Raw genomic sequence first — 16,689 nt, forward strand, 5'->3', positions numbered from 1 at the left:
TGTCGGCCATGCTGGCGAAACTGGCGTCCCAGGCGATCGCGGCCGGCGACGAGCAGGCGATCGACTTGCCGCCGGGCACGGTTTCGGCCGCGGCCTGGGTCGGGAAGTACTGCTCGAACACGTGGCGGTAGTAATAGGCCTCCTTGGTCTGCGGCGGGTTGTGCACGAAGCGCTTGTCCGCTGCGGCCATCACCCGGTCGCTGATCTGGGCGTCGGCGTGCGCCTTGAGCCCATCGATCCAGCCATAACCCACGCCATCGCTGAACTGCTCCTTCTGCCGCCACAGGATCGAATCCGGCAGGTAGCCTTCGAACGCCTCGCGCAGCACCGCTTTCTCGATCCGGCGCGCGCCACCGGCACCCTGCCCGACCATCTTGTGCTTCGCATCGATGCGCATCGCCACGTCGAGGAATTCGCGGTCCAGGAACGGCACGCGCGGCTCCACGCCCCAGGCCATCATCGATTTGTTGGCGCGCAGGCAGTCGTAGTTGTTCAACGCATCCAGCTTGCGCACCAGCTCTTCGTGGAACTCGCGGGCGTTGGGCGCTTTGTGGAAGTACAGGTAGCCGCCGAAGATTTCGTCGCTGCCCTCACCGGAGAGCACCATCTTTACGCCCATCGCCTTGATCCGTCGCGCCAGCAGGAACATCGGGGTGGAGGCGCGGATGGTGGTGACGTCGTAGGTTTCCACGTGGCGGATCACGTCGGGCAGCGCATCAAGCCCTTCTTCGAAGGTGTACTCGAAACCGTGGTGGACCGTGCCGAGCGCTTCGGCGGCGATGGCAGCGGCGGCCAGGTCGGGCGAGCCCTTCAGGCCAATGGCGAACGAGTGCAGGCGCGGCCACCAGGCCTCGCTCTGGTCGCCATCTTCGATGCGGTGGCGGGCATAGCGTGCAGCCACGGCGGCTACCAGCGAGGAATCAAGACCGCCGGACAGCAGCACGCCGTAGGGCACGTCGGTCATCAGCTGCCGGTGCACGGCGCGCTCGAACGCTTCACGCAGTGCAACGCGATCAGCGTCCACGCCTTCCACCGCGTCATAGTCGCGCCACGGGCGCTCGTAGTAGCGGGTGAGCGTGTCGGTGGCGCTGTCATACCAGTGGCCGGGCGGGAACTGCGCGGCGTCGGCGCAGGTATCCACCAGCGATTTCAGTTCGGAGGCCACCAGCAGGCGGCCGTCCTTGTCGTGGCCCCAGTACAGCGGCACCACGCCGATCGGATCGCGCGCGATCAGCACGCGCTTCTGGGTCCGATCCCACAGCGCGAACGCGAAGATGCCGTTGAGGCGGTTCAGGTACGAGGCCGGGGTGTCCTGCTGGTACAGCGCGTTGATCACCTCGCAGTCCGAGCCGGTCTGGAACGCATACGGCTGGGCCAGTTCGGCCTTGAGTTCGCGGTGGTTGTAGATCTCGCCGTTGACCGCCAGGGCCAGGCTGCCGTCGTCGGACAGCAGCGGCTGCGAGCCGCCGGCCGGGTCGACGATGGCCAGCCGCTCGTGGACCAGGATGGCGCCGTCATCGACGTATACCCCGCTCCAGTCCGGGCCGCGATGGCGCTGGCGTTGCGACAGGTCCAGCGCGTGGCGGCGCAGCGCGGTGAGGTCATCGCCGGCCTGCAGGCCGAACATTCCGAAGATCGAACACATGGGAACAGCTCCTGATGATGGGGGAATACACGTAATGCCTGCATTCGACCGGCCAGAAACAAAAAAACCCGCATCGGCCGATGCGGGTTCTCTGGGGTCCGGGCGTATGTTGCTTGTTCTAGCCCTGGTCGCAGTCCCGCATTGGCCGCGCACGATTATTCGCGCGCAGGTTATTGCGGTTGTTGGTGGTGACGGCGGTGGCCAGGAGCGTGGACATGGATCGACCGTACCGCTGTTCTGGCCGAGGCGCAACTGTTGCGGGCGCAACCGATTCAGCCCCTGACGTGCCCCGTCCCGGATAATCCACGCCTGCCTCCTGGAACTCACGGATGAATCCCCTTCGTTTCCGCCTGTCGCTTTCCGCGCTGGCGCTGCTGGCGCTGGCCGCCTGCACCACCGCCCCCAACCGCCCGACCAGCGATACCGAAGTGAAGTGGCTCACCGCCGCCGAGCGCGGCGACATCGAGGGCATGCTGGAGCTGGCCGAACTTCATGAACGCTGGAACGACCGCCGGGCGCTGGACTGGTATGAGCGCGCTGCGGCCGCCACGCCCTGGAGTTTCCGCAATACCATTGCGGAAGAAGCGCTGGGGCGGATCTGGGCCAGCGGTGCGATGTACACCGGCCGTCGCCCTGAAGACACGCCGCCCCCGGTCCTGCGCGCGTCGCCGCGCAAGGCCGGGCGCTGGTACCTCGCTGCGGCCAACCACGGCAGTCCGGGCGCGATGCTGTCGCTTGCAAAATTCGAACGCGAACGTGGCCACGCGGCCGCAGCACTGCGCTGGGACCTGCGCGCCACGGTTTACCAGCGCTATTCGACGAGCAGTTCGGGCCTGCCCGCCGCGATTGCCCCGCAAGCCGGTGCACTGCACCCGCTGGTGGTCGACATCCAGCGGCGCGCGGCGCGCGGCGATGCCCAGGCACAGGTGGACCTGGGCGCGCTTTACGAAAGGGGCATGGGCCTGGTCATCGAACGCGACCCTGCGATGGCGCTGCAGTGGTACCGCAAGGCCGCCCAGCAGGGCAACGTGTTCGGCCAGTACTTCACGGGCCTGCTCCTGGGCCGTGCGCCGCCGGGGGTGCCGCGGGATGAGGCGGCGGCCGCCGGATGGTTTGCCAAGGCCGAGGCACAGAAGTTCTTCCTGGCCGGTGAATCGTATTGGCGCAAGGGCATCCAACCGGCGTTCTGGACGTTTGATTGAACCGGGCTGTACACACTCGCCGGCGACCTTCAAGTCTGCCGGCGGGCGCGCGCTTCGCCCAGAATGGGCGGCATGAGTACCGCCACGTTCCGTGATGAAACCCTCTCCCGCGCCCGCATGCAGGCCATCGTCGCCGCGCATCCGCGTGCGGCCGTGTTCGAGGACTGCCGCTTCGACAATGCCGATTTCTCGCGGCTGGACATGGACGGTTTCCAGTTCACGCGCTGCTCGGTAGCGGGCACGTCCTGGCTGGCCGCCTCGCTGGAGGAAAGCCGCTGGGAAAAATGCCGCGGCGGCGAGTGCGATTTCAGCTCGGCGCTGCTCAGCGATGCGGTGTTTTCGCACTGCGATCTGAACAACAGCCACTGGCGCCGCGCCACGCTGTCATCGGTCCGGTTCGAGGATTGCAAGCTGACCGGCGCGCACCTGCAGGAGGTGACCGGCTGGGCGTTGGAGTTCCGCGATTGCCTGCTGGTCAGTGCGGACCTGCGTGGGCTGTCGTTCCGCAAGGCTACGCTGCAGGGAATGGATTTTTCCGATGCGGAGCTGTCCGGCTGCGATTTCCGCGATGCCGTGTTCGAGGGCGGCAGCCTGCGCAACGCGCAGATTCGCCTGACCCGCTTTGACGGCGCCGACCTGCGCGGTGCTGATATCACCGGGCTCAACGTGATGGACAGCAAACACTTCAGGAAGGCGGTGATTTCACAGCGCCAGGCGGGCGCAGCGCTGGCCGCGTTTGGATTGATCGTGGCCTGATGCCGGCGGAGCCGAAGGTAGCGCCGAGGGTAGAGCCGACTGTTAGTCGGCTGCCGGCCGCTGCGGGGACCTTGGATCTGCGCGTAGAGCAGCCGACTAACAGTCGGCTCTACCTTCGGCGCGCGTAGAGCAGCCGACTGACAGTCGGCTCTACCATCGGCGCGCGTAGAGCAGCCGACTAACAGTCGGCTCTACCATCGGCGCGCGTAGAGCAGCCGACTAACAGTCGGCTCTACCTTCGGTGAGAAGGCGCTCGATCAGGCGCCGGTACAGTTCCGGCAGCTTCTCCAGGTCGGCCACCGACACATTCTCGTCCACCTGGTGGATGCTGGCGTTGACCGGCCCCACTTCGATGCACTGTGCGCCCAGCGGTGCGATGAAGCGCGCGTCCGAGGTGCCGCCGCCGGTGCTCTCTTCCGGCGCAGCGCCGGCGAATTCGCCCAGCGCCTCGCGTGCCACCCGGCGCAGGGTACCTTCGGGGGTGTAGAACGGCTCGCCACTGCGGTGCCACTTCAGCCGGTACTCCAGGCCATGCCGGTCCAGCAGGGCGGTGATCTCCTGCTCCAGTTTCGGCGCGTTCCAGAGCGGGTTGTAGCGCAGGTTGAACAGCACCTGCAGCTCGCCGGGAATCACGTTGTTGGCGCCGGTGCCGGCGTGGATGTTGGACACCTGCAGGCTGGTCGGCGGGAAGCTTTCGAAGCCATCATCCCAATGCCGCGCGGTCAACTCGGACAGCGCCGCAGCGGCCAGGTGGATCGGATTGCGCGCCTTGTGCGGGTACGCCACGTGACCCTGCACGCCCTGAACGGTCAGCGTGCCCGACAGGCTGCCGCGCCGGCCAACCCGCAGCAGGTCGCCGAGCACGGCGGTGGAGGACGGCTCGCCGGTGATGCACCAGTCGATCTTCTGGCCGCGCTCGCGGAACAGTTCTGCGACCCGGCGCACGCCGTCGATGGCATCGCCTTCTTCATCGCTGGTCAGCAGCACTGCCAGCGTGCCGGGGTGGTCCGGATGGGCGGCGACGAACTGTTCGGCCGCGACCACGAATGCGGCCACGCTGCCTTTCATGTCCGCCGCGCCGCGCCCATACAGCACGCCGTCGCGGATCTGCGGATCGAACGGATCGCTGGTCCACGCCTCGACCGGTCCACTCGGCACCACGTCGGTATGGCCCAGCAGCACCAGCACCGGGGCGCCCTGCCCGTGCGTGGCCCACAGGTTGTCGACCTCGCCCAGGCGCAGGTGTTCGCAGGTGAAGCCGGCCTGCTGCAGGCGCCCGGCCAGCAGTGCCTGGCAGCCGGCATCCTCGGGCGTCACCGACGGCCGGGCGATCAGGTCGCAGGTCAGTGCAACAATGTCGTTCACGCGCCCACTCCGAACCGCTGCTTGAACCCGTTGTCGGAAAAGCCCTGGGTCATCACGCCGTCCGCGCTCACGACGACCGGACGCCTGATCAGCTGCGGATACTCCCGCAGCAGCAGCTTCCACTCCGCGTCGGAGGCCGCCGCCTTGCGGTTCTCAGGCAGCTGCCGCCAGGTCGTGGAGGAACGGTTGACCAGCGCCGGGAACCCCCCGGCCTGGGCGGCCCAGTCCAGCAGCGTTTCCGGGCTGGGTTTGACGTCGCGGTAGTCGACGAAGGTGTACGGCACCTGGAAGCGGTCCAGCCACTTGCTGGCCTTCCTGCAGGTATCGCAGTTCTTCAATCCGTAAACGGTGGTGGTCATTGCCGACAGTGGGTCATGGGTACTGGCTTCCAGTATAGCCCTGCCCTGCCGAGGCTCCGGCATCCAGGTCAGACGATGCATCGTACTTGTTGAGTTCGGTGAGCAGGGAGCGCTGCCACGACGACAGGCCGGAGTCGAACGGCACGTCGGTCCCCATCAGCGGGCGTCCTTCCCGATCCACCAGCAGCGCCAGCTGCGAGGACAGGAAGCCACGCATGCTGGACAGTTGCCACCGGTACTGCGGAGCATCGAACGGATCGGCCGCATACAGGCGCATGCACACCGCGTCCATGTCCAGCAGCATCTGCACGCGGGAGGCGTCGTTCAAGGCGGTCCGCCCCGCCTCGATCGAAACGATCAATGCGTTGGTGGCCGATACCGCGTCTTCGCGGTCGAAGCGGTCTGCGTCCTCGGCGAGCCGGACCAGATCGCCGGCGGCCTGGCTGAACCGGGCCAGCGCACTGGGGGGTTCCAGGTGGGTAATCTCGGTGGACCGCGGCCGGCGCACTGGTGTTGCGACGAACGGTGCGGGGACGGGATACGCCTGCTCTGTGAATGTCGCCACGCCGCTGCCCCGCTGCACCACGTTGGCAAAGCTGCGGCCATTGGCCGGGTTGTCGGCGACCTGGCGCGGCGCCTCCTGCAGCGTCAACCGCGACTGCACCCATTCCGGCTGCTGCGTCAGCCACCGGCAGTAGTAATGCGTGGCATAGGCCAGGTAGTCCCGGAGCTGCTTGTCCTGGCCCAGGCCGCGGTAATCGCCATCGCGCTGGTCCCATATCCGCCGCGACGGCTGGCGGGCTTCCTCGATGATCGGCTTGAGCACGCGCGCTGCGTTGATCTGCAGCGCGTTGCCCTGGACCAGGCGCCCGCGGCCCCGGCTCAGCTGCGCCAGCCGCCGCAGGTACTGCACACCGTATTTGGCCACCAGGGCCAGGGTCCGGCTTTCCCACCCCAGCAGAAGATCCGGCTGCGCCTCCAGCAGCGACGGCACGGTCAACAAAAGGCTGTCGGCGGCGGGGCGTGGCAGGGTCGCGCCCTGCGGTCGCGTCATCAGATGCTCGGACGCGCGCAGCGCGCTGACCAGACCGAAGGCCAGCGTCGCACCCTCGATGGCGTGGATCGGATGCTGCCGCAGCAGGGTTTCGAAGATCGGGGCCAGGTGGTCGGTGATCGTCGCGCTGCAGCAGCGTTGCAGAGGCGGATGGTTGATGAGCTCCCCCAGGTGGAACATCATCACACTGGCGTTTTCCAGGGTGAACTCCTGGCGGGCCCGGATCGTTTCAACGCAGCGCTGGGTCGCGCGCAGCAGACGATTTCCATCGCAGGGCGGCCCGGACGTACGGCGCACCTGCTGGCACAGGATGTTGAGCGCCTTGCCGATGTAGATGTTGGAGGCGCGTTGTTCGTCTTCGGTGTCGCCAAAGCCGACGCTGCCGGACATCACGCGCGCGATCGTATCCAGGTCCGCGTCGATCGTGGACAGATCACCGTGCTTCACGATCTTCTGGTACAGCGCTGAAATGACGTAGTCGGCCTGCGTCAGGCGCACGCCATATTCGCCGGCAGGCACGTTGGGCATGCCGGCGAAGCCCGGAAGGTTGTAAATGCCAGTCGGTAGAATCGCGTTGTCGACCGTTGCACGATCCGCAGCGACCTGCGGCAGCGGTTGAATCGGATAGCGGATCACCGACACCGCATTGCTGACGTTTTCCACGGAAGCGCCTTCTGCCTGGGGAAGCGCAGCATAGGCACGCGAGCACGGGCGGTGGGCAATGCGTGCGTCAAGCTGTGACCGGCTTTGCGAAGCCGCACCACAGCGCGCGGTGAAAGCGTCATCGGGGCATCGTGGCGATGCCCCGATTGCGTCACCGCATCAGTCGGCGAGGCCGCGCAGCAGGTCGTTGACGCTGGTCTTGCTGCGGGTCTTGGCGTCGACCTGCTTGACGATGACCGCGCAGTACAGCGAGTGCGAACCGTCCTTGGACGGCAGCTGGCCGGACACCACCACGCTGTACGGCGGCACCGAGCCGTAGCTGATCTCGCCGGTGGCGCGGTTGTACACGCGGGTGCTCTGGCCCAGGAACACGCCCATGCCGATCACGCTGTGGTGGCCGACCACGAAGCCTTCCACCACTTCCGAACGCGCACCGATGAAGCAGTGGTCTTCGATGATGGTCGGGCTGGCCTGCAGCGGTTCGAGCACGCCGCCGATGCCGGCGCCGCCGGACAGGTGGCAGTGCTTGCCGATCTGCGCGCACGAGCCCACCGTGGCCCAGGTATCGACCATGGTGCCTTCGCCGACGTAGGCGCCGATGTTGGTGAAGCTGGGCATCAGCACCACGTCCTTGCCGAAGTAGCTGCCGCGGCGCGCGATGGCACCGGGCACCACGCGCACGCCGGCGCGGCGGAACTTTGCTTCGTCGAAACCGGCGAAGCGCGATTCCACCTTGTCCCAGAACGGCGCCGGGCGCGCGTCGACCACCGCCATGTCATTCACGCGGAAGTACAGCAGCACCGCCTTCTTCAGCCACTCGTTGACCTTCCAGCCACCGTGGCCATCCGGCTCGGCCACGCGGAACTCGCCGGTTTCCAGGCCATCGATGACGCGGCCGACCAGCGGCTTGGTCGAGCCTTCGATTTCATGCAGGGTCAGCGTGGCGCGGCGCTCGAAGGCGCTTTCGATGCCGAACTTGAGTTCTTCCACGCCCGGGGTGGCCGGCTTGCGCAGCGACTTGCGCGCGATGTTCTCGGCGCGCTTGGCCGCCGTTTCCGCAGCACTGCTGGCCACGGTCTTCTTTACCGGCGCCTTCTTCACGGCCGGCGCGGCTTTCTTCGCAGCGGTCTTCTTCACGGCCGGGGCAGCGGCAACGGTCTTCTTGGCCGCCGCGGTCTTGGCGGCAGTCTTCTTGGCAGGCTTGGTGGCCATCAGTGGGGGTCTCCGGCGTTTCGATCAGGGTCCAGGCAGCGCAGCATGGCGTCATGCAGCTGCTGCCGGGCGGTTTCGGTCAGGGGGTGGTCGTGCTCATCGCTGATCACGAACATGTCTTCGGCGCGTTCGCCAAAGGTGGCAATGCGCGCGTCATGCACACGCAGGCCCTGGTTGCGCAGTACGAAGGCGACATCGGCCAGCAGCCCGGGGCGGTCGGGTGCGACCAGGCTGAAGCGGGTGCCGCCGGTGTCGTTGTCGTTGGCATCGCGGAATTCGATGCGCGGGGCGAAGCGGAAATGGCGCAGCTGGCGTGGCACTACCCGCCGCGACGGGCGCAGCCGCGACAGGTCGCCGGCCAGCGCCTCGCGCAGCGCCGCTTCCAGCCGCGGTGCATCGCCATCGGCGAAGCTGTCGGCCGGGGTCACTTCAAAGGTATCGAAAATGGTGTCCACCGGGCCATCCAGCACGCGTGCCCGGTGGATGCCATAGCCCTTGCGGTCCAGGGTCATCACGATCGCAGCGAACAGGCCGTCGCGGTCGGGCGAGTGCACGAACACTTCCAGCGCATCGTCGTCGGGGGTGATCCGGCGCACCTTGACCAGGGTCTGGCCCTGCTTGACCGGCACCAGCGCGGCGGCCTGCCAGGCGAGCTGCTCGGGGCGCAGGCGGATGAAGCTTTCATCCGGCATGACGGTGAACTGGCGGTCGATGGTCGCGTCGTCGTAGCCGCGCTCGCGCACCAGCGCGCGCACGCTCTCGCGCGCCTCCAGCACGCGCTCGGCGGCCGGCATCTGGTTTTCCAGGCCATCGCGCAGCGCCCGGCGCGCGGCGAAGTACAGGTCGGCCAGCAGCCGATCCTTCCACGCATTCCACAGCTTGGGGCTGGTGCCGGCGATGTCGGCGCAGGTCAGCAGGTACAGGTAGTCGAGGCGGTCGCGGCTGGCCACGAGCGTGGCGAAGCGGTGGATCACGTCCGGGTCGGAGATGTCCTGCTTCTGCGCGGTGACCGACATGCGCAGGTGCTGCTCGACCAGCCAGGCCACCAGGTCGGTATCGGAACCGCTCAGCGCATGCGCCTGGCAGAAGTCGCGGGCATCCACCGCGCCGAGTTCGGAATGGTCGCCGCCGCGGCCCTTGGCGATGTCATGGAACAGCCCGGCCAGCAGCAGCAGTTCCGGCTTGCGCAGCCGCGGCCAGACCTCGTGGGCGATGGAGAAGCGCTCGTCGGCGCGGCTGGTGGCGAACAGGCCGATGTTCCGCAGCACCATCAAGGTGTGCTGGTCGACGGTGTAGACATGGAACAGGTCGAACTGCATGCGCCCGGACACCTGGGCGAAGGCGGGAATCCACTGTCCCAGTACGCCCAGGCGGGCCATGCGTGCCAGCGTATCCACCGCGCGCGGGCTGCGCAGCAGGGTCATGAACTGTTCGCGCGCGGCAGTGCTGGCCTCGGTGTACGCCGGCAGCTCTGCCAGCGCTTCGGCCAAGGCCCGCGCGGTGAGCGAGTGCAGACCACGCACGTCGGGGTTGTAGGCCCAGCTGGAGAACAGCGCGAACACCTGCTCGATATCGCCCTGCGGCCACTGCGGGTCGTTGGCGGCCAGGTAGCCGCGGCGCAAGGAAAAGCCCACGCTGACCGGTTCGGGCACGGCCTCCCCGTCGAACTGTTCTTCGAAGCGCTGCAGCAGGCGGTCGCTGATCCGCCGCACCACGGTGGCGCTGCGGTAGAAGCCCTGCATCATCTTCTCGACCGCCAGGCTCTCCACGTCGTCGGCAAAGCCGAGCCGCGCGGCCAGGGTCTTCTGGTAATCGAAGCGCAGGCGCTCTTCCGGGCGGTTGGCCACCAGGTGCAGGCCGAACCGCAGCTGCGCCAGCGCGCAGCGCTCACGGCGTAATGCGGCGGCTTCATCGGGGCCGAGGTGTCCCAGCCCGACCAGCGCTTCCAGCTCGCGCACGCCGAACGCGCGCAGTGCCATCCAGCCCAGCGTATTGAGATCGCGCAACCCGCCCGGACCATCCTTGATGTCCGGTTCCAGGTTGTCGGCGGTGTCGCCGAATCGCTGGTGGCGGGCCAGCAGTTCGTCGCGCTTGGCCAGGAAGAATTCGCGCGGCGGCCACAGGCCCTCGCGGTTGACGGCCTGCTTCAGCGCCTGGCGTGCCGCCTCGTCGGCCACCAGCGGGCGCGATTCGATCAAGGCGGTGAGCACGGTCTGGTCGGCGCTGGCCTGCACGCATTCCTGCGCCGACCGCACTGCATGACTGACCGGCAGGCCGCAATCCCACAGCAGCGCGAACAGGCGGGCCAAGGCCGCTTCATGCCGACGCTGCGCCTCGGGCGCGCCCAGCACCAGCAGGTCGATGTCCGAGCGCGGGAACAGTTCGCCGCGCCCGTAGCCACCCACCGCAAACAGCGCCAGCCCGGCATCGGCCGGCACGCAGCGCTGCCATGCCAGCCGGATCAGATGGTCGGCAGCGCGGGCGCGCAGCGCCAGCAGACGCTCGATGTTGTCGTTCTGGTCGAAGCGCCGGTACAGGCGCGCGTCGGCCTGCTGCAGGGTCTGGCGAGCCTCCGCCGCCCACTCGGGGTCGGCGACGGCGTCGGCCGGCGCGTCCAGGGTCGGGCTCGCCGGCAACATGCTCAGACCTGCGATTCGCCGGGCGACAGGGTCAGCACATCCACGCCGGTCTCGGTGACCGCGATCATGTGCTCCCACTGCGCCGACAGCTTGCGGTCCTTGGTGACCACGGTCCAGCCATCGGGAAGCACCTTGTTGTAGCGGGTGCCTTCATTGATCATCGGCTCGATGGTGAAGGTCATGCCCGGCTGCAGCACCAGACCCTGGCCCGGACGCCCGTAGTGCACCACCTGCGGTTCGTCGTGGTAGACCTTGCCGATGCCATGCCCGCAGTACTCGCGGACCACGCTGAAGCGCTCGGCTTCGGCCAGCGACTGGATCGCGTGGCCGATGTCGCCCAGCGTCGCGCCCGGCTTCACCGCACGGATACCGGCCCACATCGCCGCGTAGGTCGTGTCGACCAGGCGCTTGGCCATCGTCGACGGCGTGCCGGCGTAGTACATGCGGCTGGTATCGCCGTGCCAGCCGTCCTTGATCACGGTGACATCGATGTTGACGATGTCGCCGTCCTTCAGGACCTTGGCTTCGCTCGGGATGCCGTGGCAGATGACGTTGTTGACCGATGTGCAGACCGTCTTCGGGAAGCCACGGTAGCCGACGTTGGCCGGCGTGGCCTTCTGCACGTTGATGATGTGGTCGTGGCAGATGCGGTCCAGCTCTTCGGTCGTCACGCCCGGCTTGACGTACGGGGTGACGATGTCGAGCACTTCGCTGGCCAGGCGGCCGGCGACGCGCATCAGTTCGATTTCCTCGGGGGTTTTCAGATTCACGCTCATGGCGCCCATTATCGCTGATCCGGGGCCATTCTGAACGGGAAGGGCTGGAACGCTGACAGCCCACGTTCGGGTCGAAGCCCCACAGCGGCAGGGCTTGGGCGGGCAGGGAACGGAAAAACTGTGAAAACCGGCCAGTTTTCCTCACACCCCCCCTACAACATCGCTTTTATAAGGGGGTCAGCGCCGCCCCTGGCGCCCTCCCCCTGCAGTACGCCGGCATCGATTCGTTCATCCAGGACCCCCGTCCAAGGAGAAGACCATGCGATTCCTTCACGCCCCGCGTCCCCTGCTGTTCAGCCTTGGCCTGGTGGCCCTGGCCTCGCCCGCCATGGCGGCCGACACCACCACCTTCAACGTGCGCATCATCATCACCAAGGCCTGCACGATCACGGCGGCCGCCGCGACCGATGTCGATTTCGGCACGGCGCTGTCCACCGCCACCACCCCGTCCAACGCCCAGGGCTCGGTCACTGCGCAGTGCTCGGCGCTGACGCCGTACACCATCGCGCTGAACGCCGGCTCCAACGCCGCGACCGCCAATGACGTCACCACCCGGCGCATGCGCAACACCGATGCGGCGGTGACCACCAACAACTTCGTCGGGTACCAGCTGTATTCCGACGCGGGCCGTGCAAACGTCTGGGGCGCGACCACCGGCACCAACACGGTGGCCGGCACCGGGACCGGCCTGGCGCAGGCGTATCCGATCTATGGCCAGGTGGCCAATCCCAGCGTGAACAACGCCGCCACCGGTACCTACCAGGACACGGTCACCGCCACCATCTCGTACTGAGGCCGCCATGTCAGCACTCGAACGGGGGCGCGTACCGCGCTCCACGGCGGCTGTCTGCGCCTGTGCATTGCTGGTAGTGCTTGGCATGCCCGGCCTGCGGGCCGCCAGCCTGCAGGTTGCGCCCACCTCGCTGCAGCTCAGCGCCCGCCAGAACGCCGAAGCGCTGTGGGTCAGCAACAGCGGATCGGCCCCGGTAAGCGTCCAGGCCCGCGTATTCCGCTGGACCCAGCGCGACGGCCGCGACCAGCTCGATCCCACGTCAGACCTGGTGGTCAGCCCGCCCATGCAGTCGCTCGCGGCCGGACAGCAGCAGCTGATCCGCGTCGTGCGTGCCCAGCCGGAAGCGCCCGACGCACAGCTGTCGTACCGGGTCATCGTCGACGAGGTGCCCACGCTGGACCCCAACCGCCAGGGCATGCAGTTCGTGCTGCGCTACTCGCTGCCGGTGTTCATCCAACCCGATGGCAGCGCCGCAGGCAAGCCCGAGCTGCAGAGCAGCGTGCTTGTTCAGCCCGATGGCAAGGTGGTGCTGGAAGTGCACAACCGTGGCGATGGCTATGCGCAACTGGCCGATCTGGCGGTAGGTCCGCTGGATCGCCCGCAGGTCTTCCAGCCCGGCCTGATCGGCTACGTGCTCAGCGGCCAGACCATGCGTTGGCCGCTGGATATTCCTGCGACGCGGCTGGCCGGGGCCACGCTATCGGCGAAGATCAATGGCGGCGCGCAAGCCACGCCCCTGTCCCCGACGCCACCGGCTCGCTGAGGCCTGCGTGCGCGTCGCCCTGGCTGCCGGCGCGGTCTCGTCTGGAATGCCGGGCGCACCGGCATGGGCGGCCGAACTGCCTGCCGCCAGCGCCGAACTGGGGGCTGCCGATGATGTGATGCTGCCGGCGCCTACGCCCTTGACCGCACCGCAGACCCTGTACCTGGACGTCACCCTCAACGGCAGCCCCCGTGGCCTGCTGCCGTTCACCGAACTGGCGGGCCAGCTGCGCGCCGATCCGCCCGTGCTGCGCCAGCTCGGCTTCGCCGCGCCCGACGGCGCGCCGGTCGCACTGGACCAGCTCAGCGGGCTGGTGATGCGCTACGACGCCTCCCTGCAGACCCTGGCGCTGGAAATCCCGCTGGAACAGCTCAACCTGCCGGTCACCGAAGTGGGGGCCGCCACGCAGAGCACCCCGACGGCCAGTGCCTCGCCAGGCGCCCTGCTCAACTATGACGTCTATGCCAGCCACAACCAGGACGCCGGCAACCTGGCGCTCACCACCGAATGGCGGGTGTTCGGCATGGGCCGCGGCGTGCTGCGCAGCAGCCAGCTGCTGCGCACCTACCAGGACGGCCGTAGCGACTGGCGCGGCGAAAGCGTGCGCCTGGACAGTGCGTGGCAGCTGGATTTTCCCGACAACGCATTGACCCTCACCGTCGGTGACTTCTTCAGCGGCTTCGTCGACTGGAGCCGCCCGGTGCGCATGGGCGGCATCCAGATCGGGCGCAACTACGGCCTGCAGCCCTACCGCGTGCTCACCCCCACCCCGAGCTTCCTGGGCGAGGCCGTGGTGCCCTCCAACGTCGAGCTCTATGTCGACGGCCTGCGCCAGTACAACGGCGAGGTGCCGGTGGGGCCGTTCCAGCTGGCCGCGCAGCCGGGCATCAGCGGCACCGGCAATGCGCAGGTGGTGATCACCGATGCCTACGGCCGCATGCAGACCCTGGATTTTGCCTTCTATGGCACCCAGCAGCTGCTGGCTGAAGGACTCTCGGACTGGTCGGCGGGCGTGGGCCGGATGCGTCGCGACTACGGCATCCGCTCGTTCGCCTACGACAGTGCCACCGTGGGCAGCGCCACCTGGCGGCGCGGGGTCAGCAACCGCTTCACTGCCGAACTGCATGCCGAAGGCGGGGGTGGCGTGGCCAGCGCCGGCGCCGGCGGCTGGTGGCAGCTGGGCCAGGCCGGCGTCGTCAACGCGTCCTATGCGCACAGCCGCCGCGACGGCATGCAGGGAGGCCAGTGGGCGCTGGGGTACAGCTGGAACAACCGGGTGTTCAACCTCAACGCCGCCACCCGCCGTACGCATGGCGACTTCCAGGACCTGGGCAGCCTGCAGGGTGCGCTGCCACCGGACGTGACCGACCAGGTCACCGCCGGTGCCAGCCTGGGCCGGCTGGGCTCGCTGAGCGCCAGCTACCTGCGCCTGTCCTACCCGGATGGCGACGACCGCCGCTACGCCAGCGTGTTCTGGAACCGCACGTTCTCCGAACGCTGGTCGGCCTACGCCTCGTTCAACCAGAACCTGGACGACAACGCCGACCGTAGCGTGTACCTGTCGCTGTCGGCCAGCCTGGGCAACAACCGCCAGAGCAACCTGGCCGCCCAGCGCAATGGCGACCGCAACCTGTACACGGTGGATGTATCCCAGCCGGTGCCCGGCGATGGCAGCCAGGGCGGTTACGGCTGGCGGGTGCAGGCCCGGCAGGGCGATGACGGCACCGGCGGGCTGGTCGAAGCCGGCTGGTTGAACCGGGTGGGCCGCTACTCGCTGGGCGCGGCGCGCCAGGGCGATGCCAACTTCGCCTATGCCAACGCCAGCGGCAGCCTGGTCTGGATGGGCGGGCACCTGTTCGCCGCACGTGAGGTACCCGACGCGTTCGCGGTGGTCTCCACCAACGGCGTGGGCGGCGTACCGGTCCGCCTGGAAAATCGGGTGATCGGGGTGACCGACGACGACGGCATGCTGCTGGTCACCCCGCTGCTGTCCTGGCAGCGCAACCGGATTTCGATCGACACCCTGGAGCTGCCGGCCTACATGCGTGCCGACCGCGTGGACACGCTGGTGACGCCGCGGCAGAGCGCCGGGCTGGGGGTCAGTTTCGGACTGCGCCGCACCCGCGCCATCACACTGGTCCTGCACGACGCGCAGGACCGGCCCGTGCCCGCCGGCAGCCAGGTGCGGCTGCCGGACCAGCGCAGCGCTACGGTGGGCTACGACGGCGAGGTCTACCTGGAAGATCTGCCGGCCCAGGCAGTGCTGCAGGTGGACACCGATGACGGGCGCTGCGAAGTGCGCGTGCCGGTCAGCCCGGCGCCGGGCAGCGCCGCGCTGCGGCTGGGGCCGCTGCGCTGCGTGGCCGGAGCCGGGCCATGAGCCTGCGCCTGCTGCTGGGGGGGTTGCTGGCACTGGCCGGGCTAGTGGGCGCCGGCGTGGCCCGCGCCGACACCACCTGCACCACCACCACCCCGGTCACGGCCGCCTTCGGCAACGTCGGCAACGCCGCCGCTGCGCCCAGCTTCACCACCACCACGTTCACCATCACCTGCAACACCGCCGCGCTGAGCCTGCTGGCAACGGCGTCGGTACGCGCCTGCATCGGCATCGGCGTGGGCAGCACCGGCGTGGCCATTTCACCGCTGCGGCGGATGACCAACACCACCGCGGATCCGCTCAGCTTCCAGCTGTTCACCAGCGCCGCCTACAGCACCATATGGGGTCTGACCCCCGGCACCTCGCCCGGGCCGCAGGTGGTGGACCTGAACTACTCGGTGCCCCTGCTCACCGGCGGCAGCGGCGCGGTCACCGTGACCATCTACGGTCGCATCCCAGCCAGCCAGACGCTGGCGGCCGGCAGTTACAGCACCGCGTTCAGCGGTGCCGACGTCCGCCTGGAATATGCCTACAACGAGGTCCTGCTGGGCACGGCCACCGCGCCGGCGGCGTGCACCACGGCCACCGGCGTCAGCGGGCACAAGACCGCCACCGGCGGCTTCCCGTTCACGGTCACCGCCACCGTGCTGCCGCAGTGCAGTGCCTATGTCACTACCGACATGGACTTCGGCACCAGTGCCGGCACGATCACCGCCAACATCGACCGCACGTCGACCATCGGCCTGACCTGCCTCAACCGCACCGCCTACACCATCGCGCTGGACAACGGCCTGTACGCGAACGGCAGCGTGCGGCGCATGCGGCACACCACCAACCCGGCCTTTTTCATTCCCTATGCGCTGTACCGCGAAAGCACCCGCACCCAGCGCTGGGGCAGCACCGCCAACGTGGACCTGGTCTCGGGCACGGGGACCGGCAGCGCCCAGACCCTGACCGTATATGGGCGTGCACCGCCCACGGTCGGCGCAGTGGCCGCCGGCAGCTACAGCGACCAGATCAAGGTGACGATCACCTACTGAGTCGCACCCCTCAAGACCGCCAGCGCCGGGCCGATATCCCAACGA

The 16,689-nt window shown here is 68.2% G+C and carries 13 protein-coding genes; 6 read left to right on the top strand and 7 right to left on the bottom strand.

Annotation, left to right across the window (positions count from 1 at the left end; all coding sequences use genetic code 11):
- A partial coding sequence (gene asnB / locus ACQG3P_RS04510; protein WP_426804325.1) for an asparagine synthase B occupies positions 1-1,645 on the bottom strand: 1,645 nt, incomplete at its 3' end.
- Between the two features lie 329 nt (positions 1,646-1,974).
- Here asnB and ACQG3P_RS04515 point away from each other — a divergent pair.
- Both ACQG3P_RS04515 and ACQG3P_RS04520 read left to right on the top strand, forming a co-directional pair.
- Positions 1,975-2,847, top strand: a complete 873-nt coding sequence (locus tag ACQG3P_RS04515; RefSeq protein ID WP_426804326.1) for a tetratricopeptide repeat protein — start codon at positions 1,975-1,977, stop codon at positions 2,845-2,847.
- Between the two features lie 72 nt (positions 2,848-2,919).
- A complete protein-coding gene (locus tag ACQG3P_RS04520; protein WP_184127252.1) occupies positions 2,920-3,603 on the top strand; it encodes a pentapeptide repeat-containing protein in 684 nt (227 codons plus the stop codon).
- 219 nt (positions 3,604-3,822) lie between these two features.
- Here ACQG3P_RS04520 and dapE read toward each other — a convergent pair whose 3' ends face one another.
- The 6 genes from dapE to map form a co-directional block, all read right to left on the bottom strand.
- Positions 3,823-4,968, bottom strand: coding sequence for a succinyl-diaminopimelate desuccinylase (dapE, locus tag ACQG3P_RS04525; RefSeq protein WP_426804327.1), 1,146 nt, complete (start codon positions 4,966-4,968; stop codon positions 3,823-3,825).
- The gene (locus ACQG3P_RS04530; RefSeq protein WP_093533178.1) at positions 4,965-5,327 is read right to left on the bottom strand and encodes a Spx/MgsR family RNA polymerase-binding regulatory protein; all 363 of its coding nucleotides are present in this window, start codon (positions 5,325-5,327) and stop codon (positions 4,965-4,967) included. Before ACQG3P_RS04530 ends, dapE begins: the two co-directional genes overlap by 4 nt.
- 13 nt (positions 5,328-5,340) lie before the next feature.
- Positions 5,341-7,044, bottom strand: coding sequence for a hypothetical protein (locus tag ACQG3P_RS04535; RefSeq protein WP_320458898.1), 1,704 nt, complete (start codon positions 7,042-7,044; stop codon positions 5,341-5,343).
- 159 nt (positions 7,045-7,203) lie between these two features.
- Positions 7,204-8,256, bottom strand: coding sequence for a 2,3,4,5-tetrahydropyridine-2,6-dicarboxylate N-succinyltransferase (gene dapD, locus ACQG3P_RS04540; RefSeq protein WP_426804328.1), 1,053 nt, complete (start codon positions 8,254-8,256; stop codon positions 7,204-7,206).
- Positions 8,256-10,895: a [protein-PII] uridylyltransferase gene (locus ACQG3P_RS04545; protein WP_426804329.1), complete on the bottom strand. Its 2,640-nt coding sequence runs from the start codon at positions 10,893-10,895 to the stop codon at positions 8,256-8,258. The genes dapD and ACQG3P_RS04545 overlap by 1 nt, the downstream gene beginning before the upstream one ends.
- 2 nt (positions 10,896-10,897) lie before the next feature.
- Entirely contained in the window at positions 10,898-11,671 is a 774-nt protein-coding gene (map, locus tag ACQG3P_RS04550) for a type I methionyl aminopeptidase (protein WP_210131471.1), read from the bottom strand.
- Between the two features lie 259 nt (positions 11,672-11,930).
- Here map and ACQG3P_RS04555 point away from each other — a divergent pair, with 259 nt between their 5' ends.
- From ACQG3P_RS04555 to ACQG3P_RS04570, 4 genes are read left to right on the top strand one after another with little or no spacing between them, the layout of a single operon-like run.
- Positions 11,931-12,464 carry a Csu type fimbrial protein gene (locus tag ACQG3P_RS04555; protein WP_426804330.1) on the top strand — a complete coding sequence of 178 codons (534 nt, stop codon included), beginning with the start codon at positions 11,931-11,933 and terminating at the stop codon, positions 12,462-12,464.
- A gap of 7 nt (positions 12,465-12,471) precedes the next feature.
- Positions 12,472-13,227 (top strand): fimbrial biogenesis chaperone, encoded by a 756-nt coding sequence (locus ACQG3P_RS04560; RefSeq protein WP_426804331.1) that lies wholly within the window; start codon positions 12,472-12,474, stop codon positions 13,225-13,227.
- 46 nt (positions 13,228-13,273) lie between these two features.
- A complete protein-coding gene (locus tag ACQG3P_RS04565; protein ID WP_426804357.1) occupies positions 13,274-15,607 on the top strand; it encodes a fimbria/pilus outer membrane usher protein in 2,334 nt (777 codons plus the stop codon).
- Positions 15,608-15,609: 2 nt separating this feature from the next.
- Positions 15,610-16,644, top strand: coding sequence for a Csu type fimbrial protein (locus ACQG3P_RS04570; protein WP_083214260.1), 1,035 nt, complete (start codon positions 15,610-15,612; stop codon positions 16,642-16,644).
- Positions 16,645-16,689: the final 45 nt, after the last annotated feature.

Origin of the sequence: Stenotrophomonas sp. SrG, assembly GCF_050031795.1 — a bacterium.
GTDB lineage: Bacteria > Pseudomonadota > Gammaproteobacteria > Xanthomonadales > Xanthomonadaceae > Stenotrophomonas > Stenotrophomonas rhizophila_A.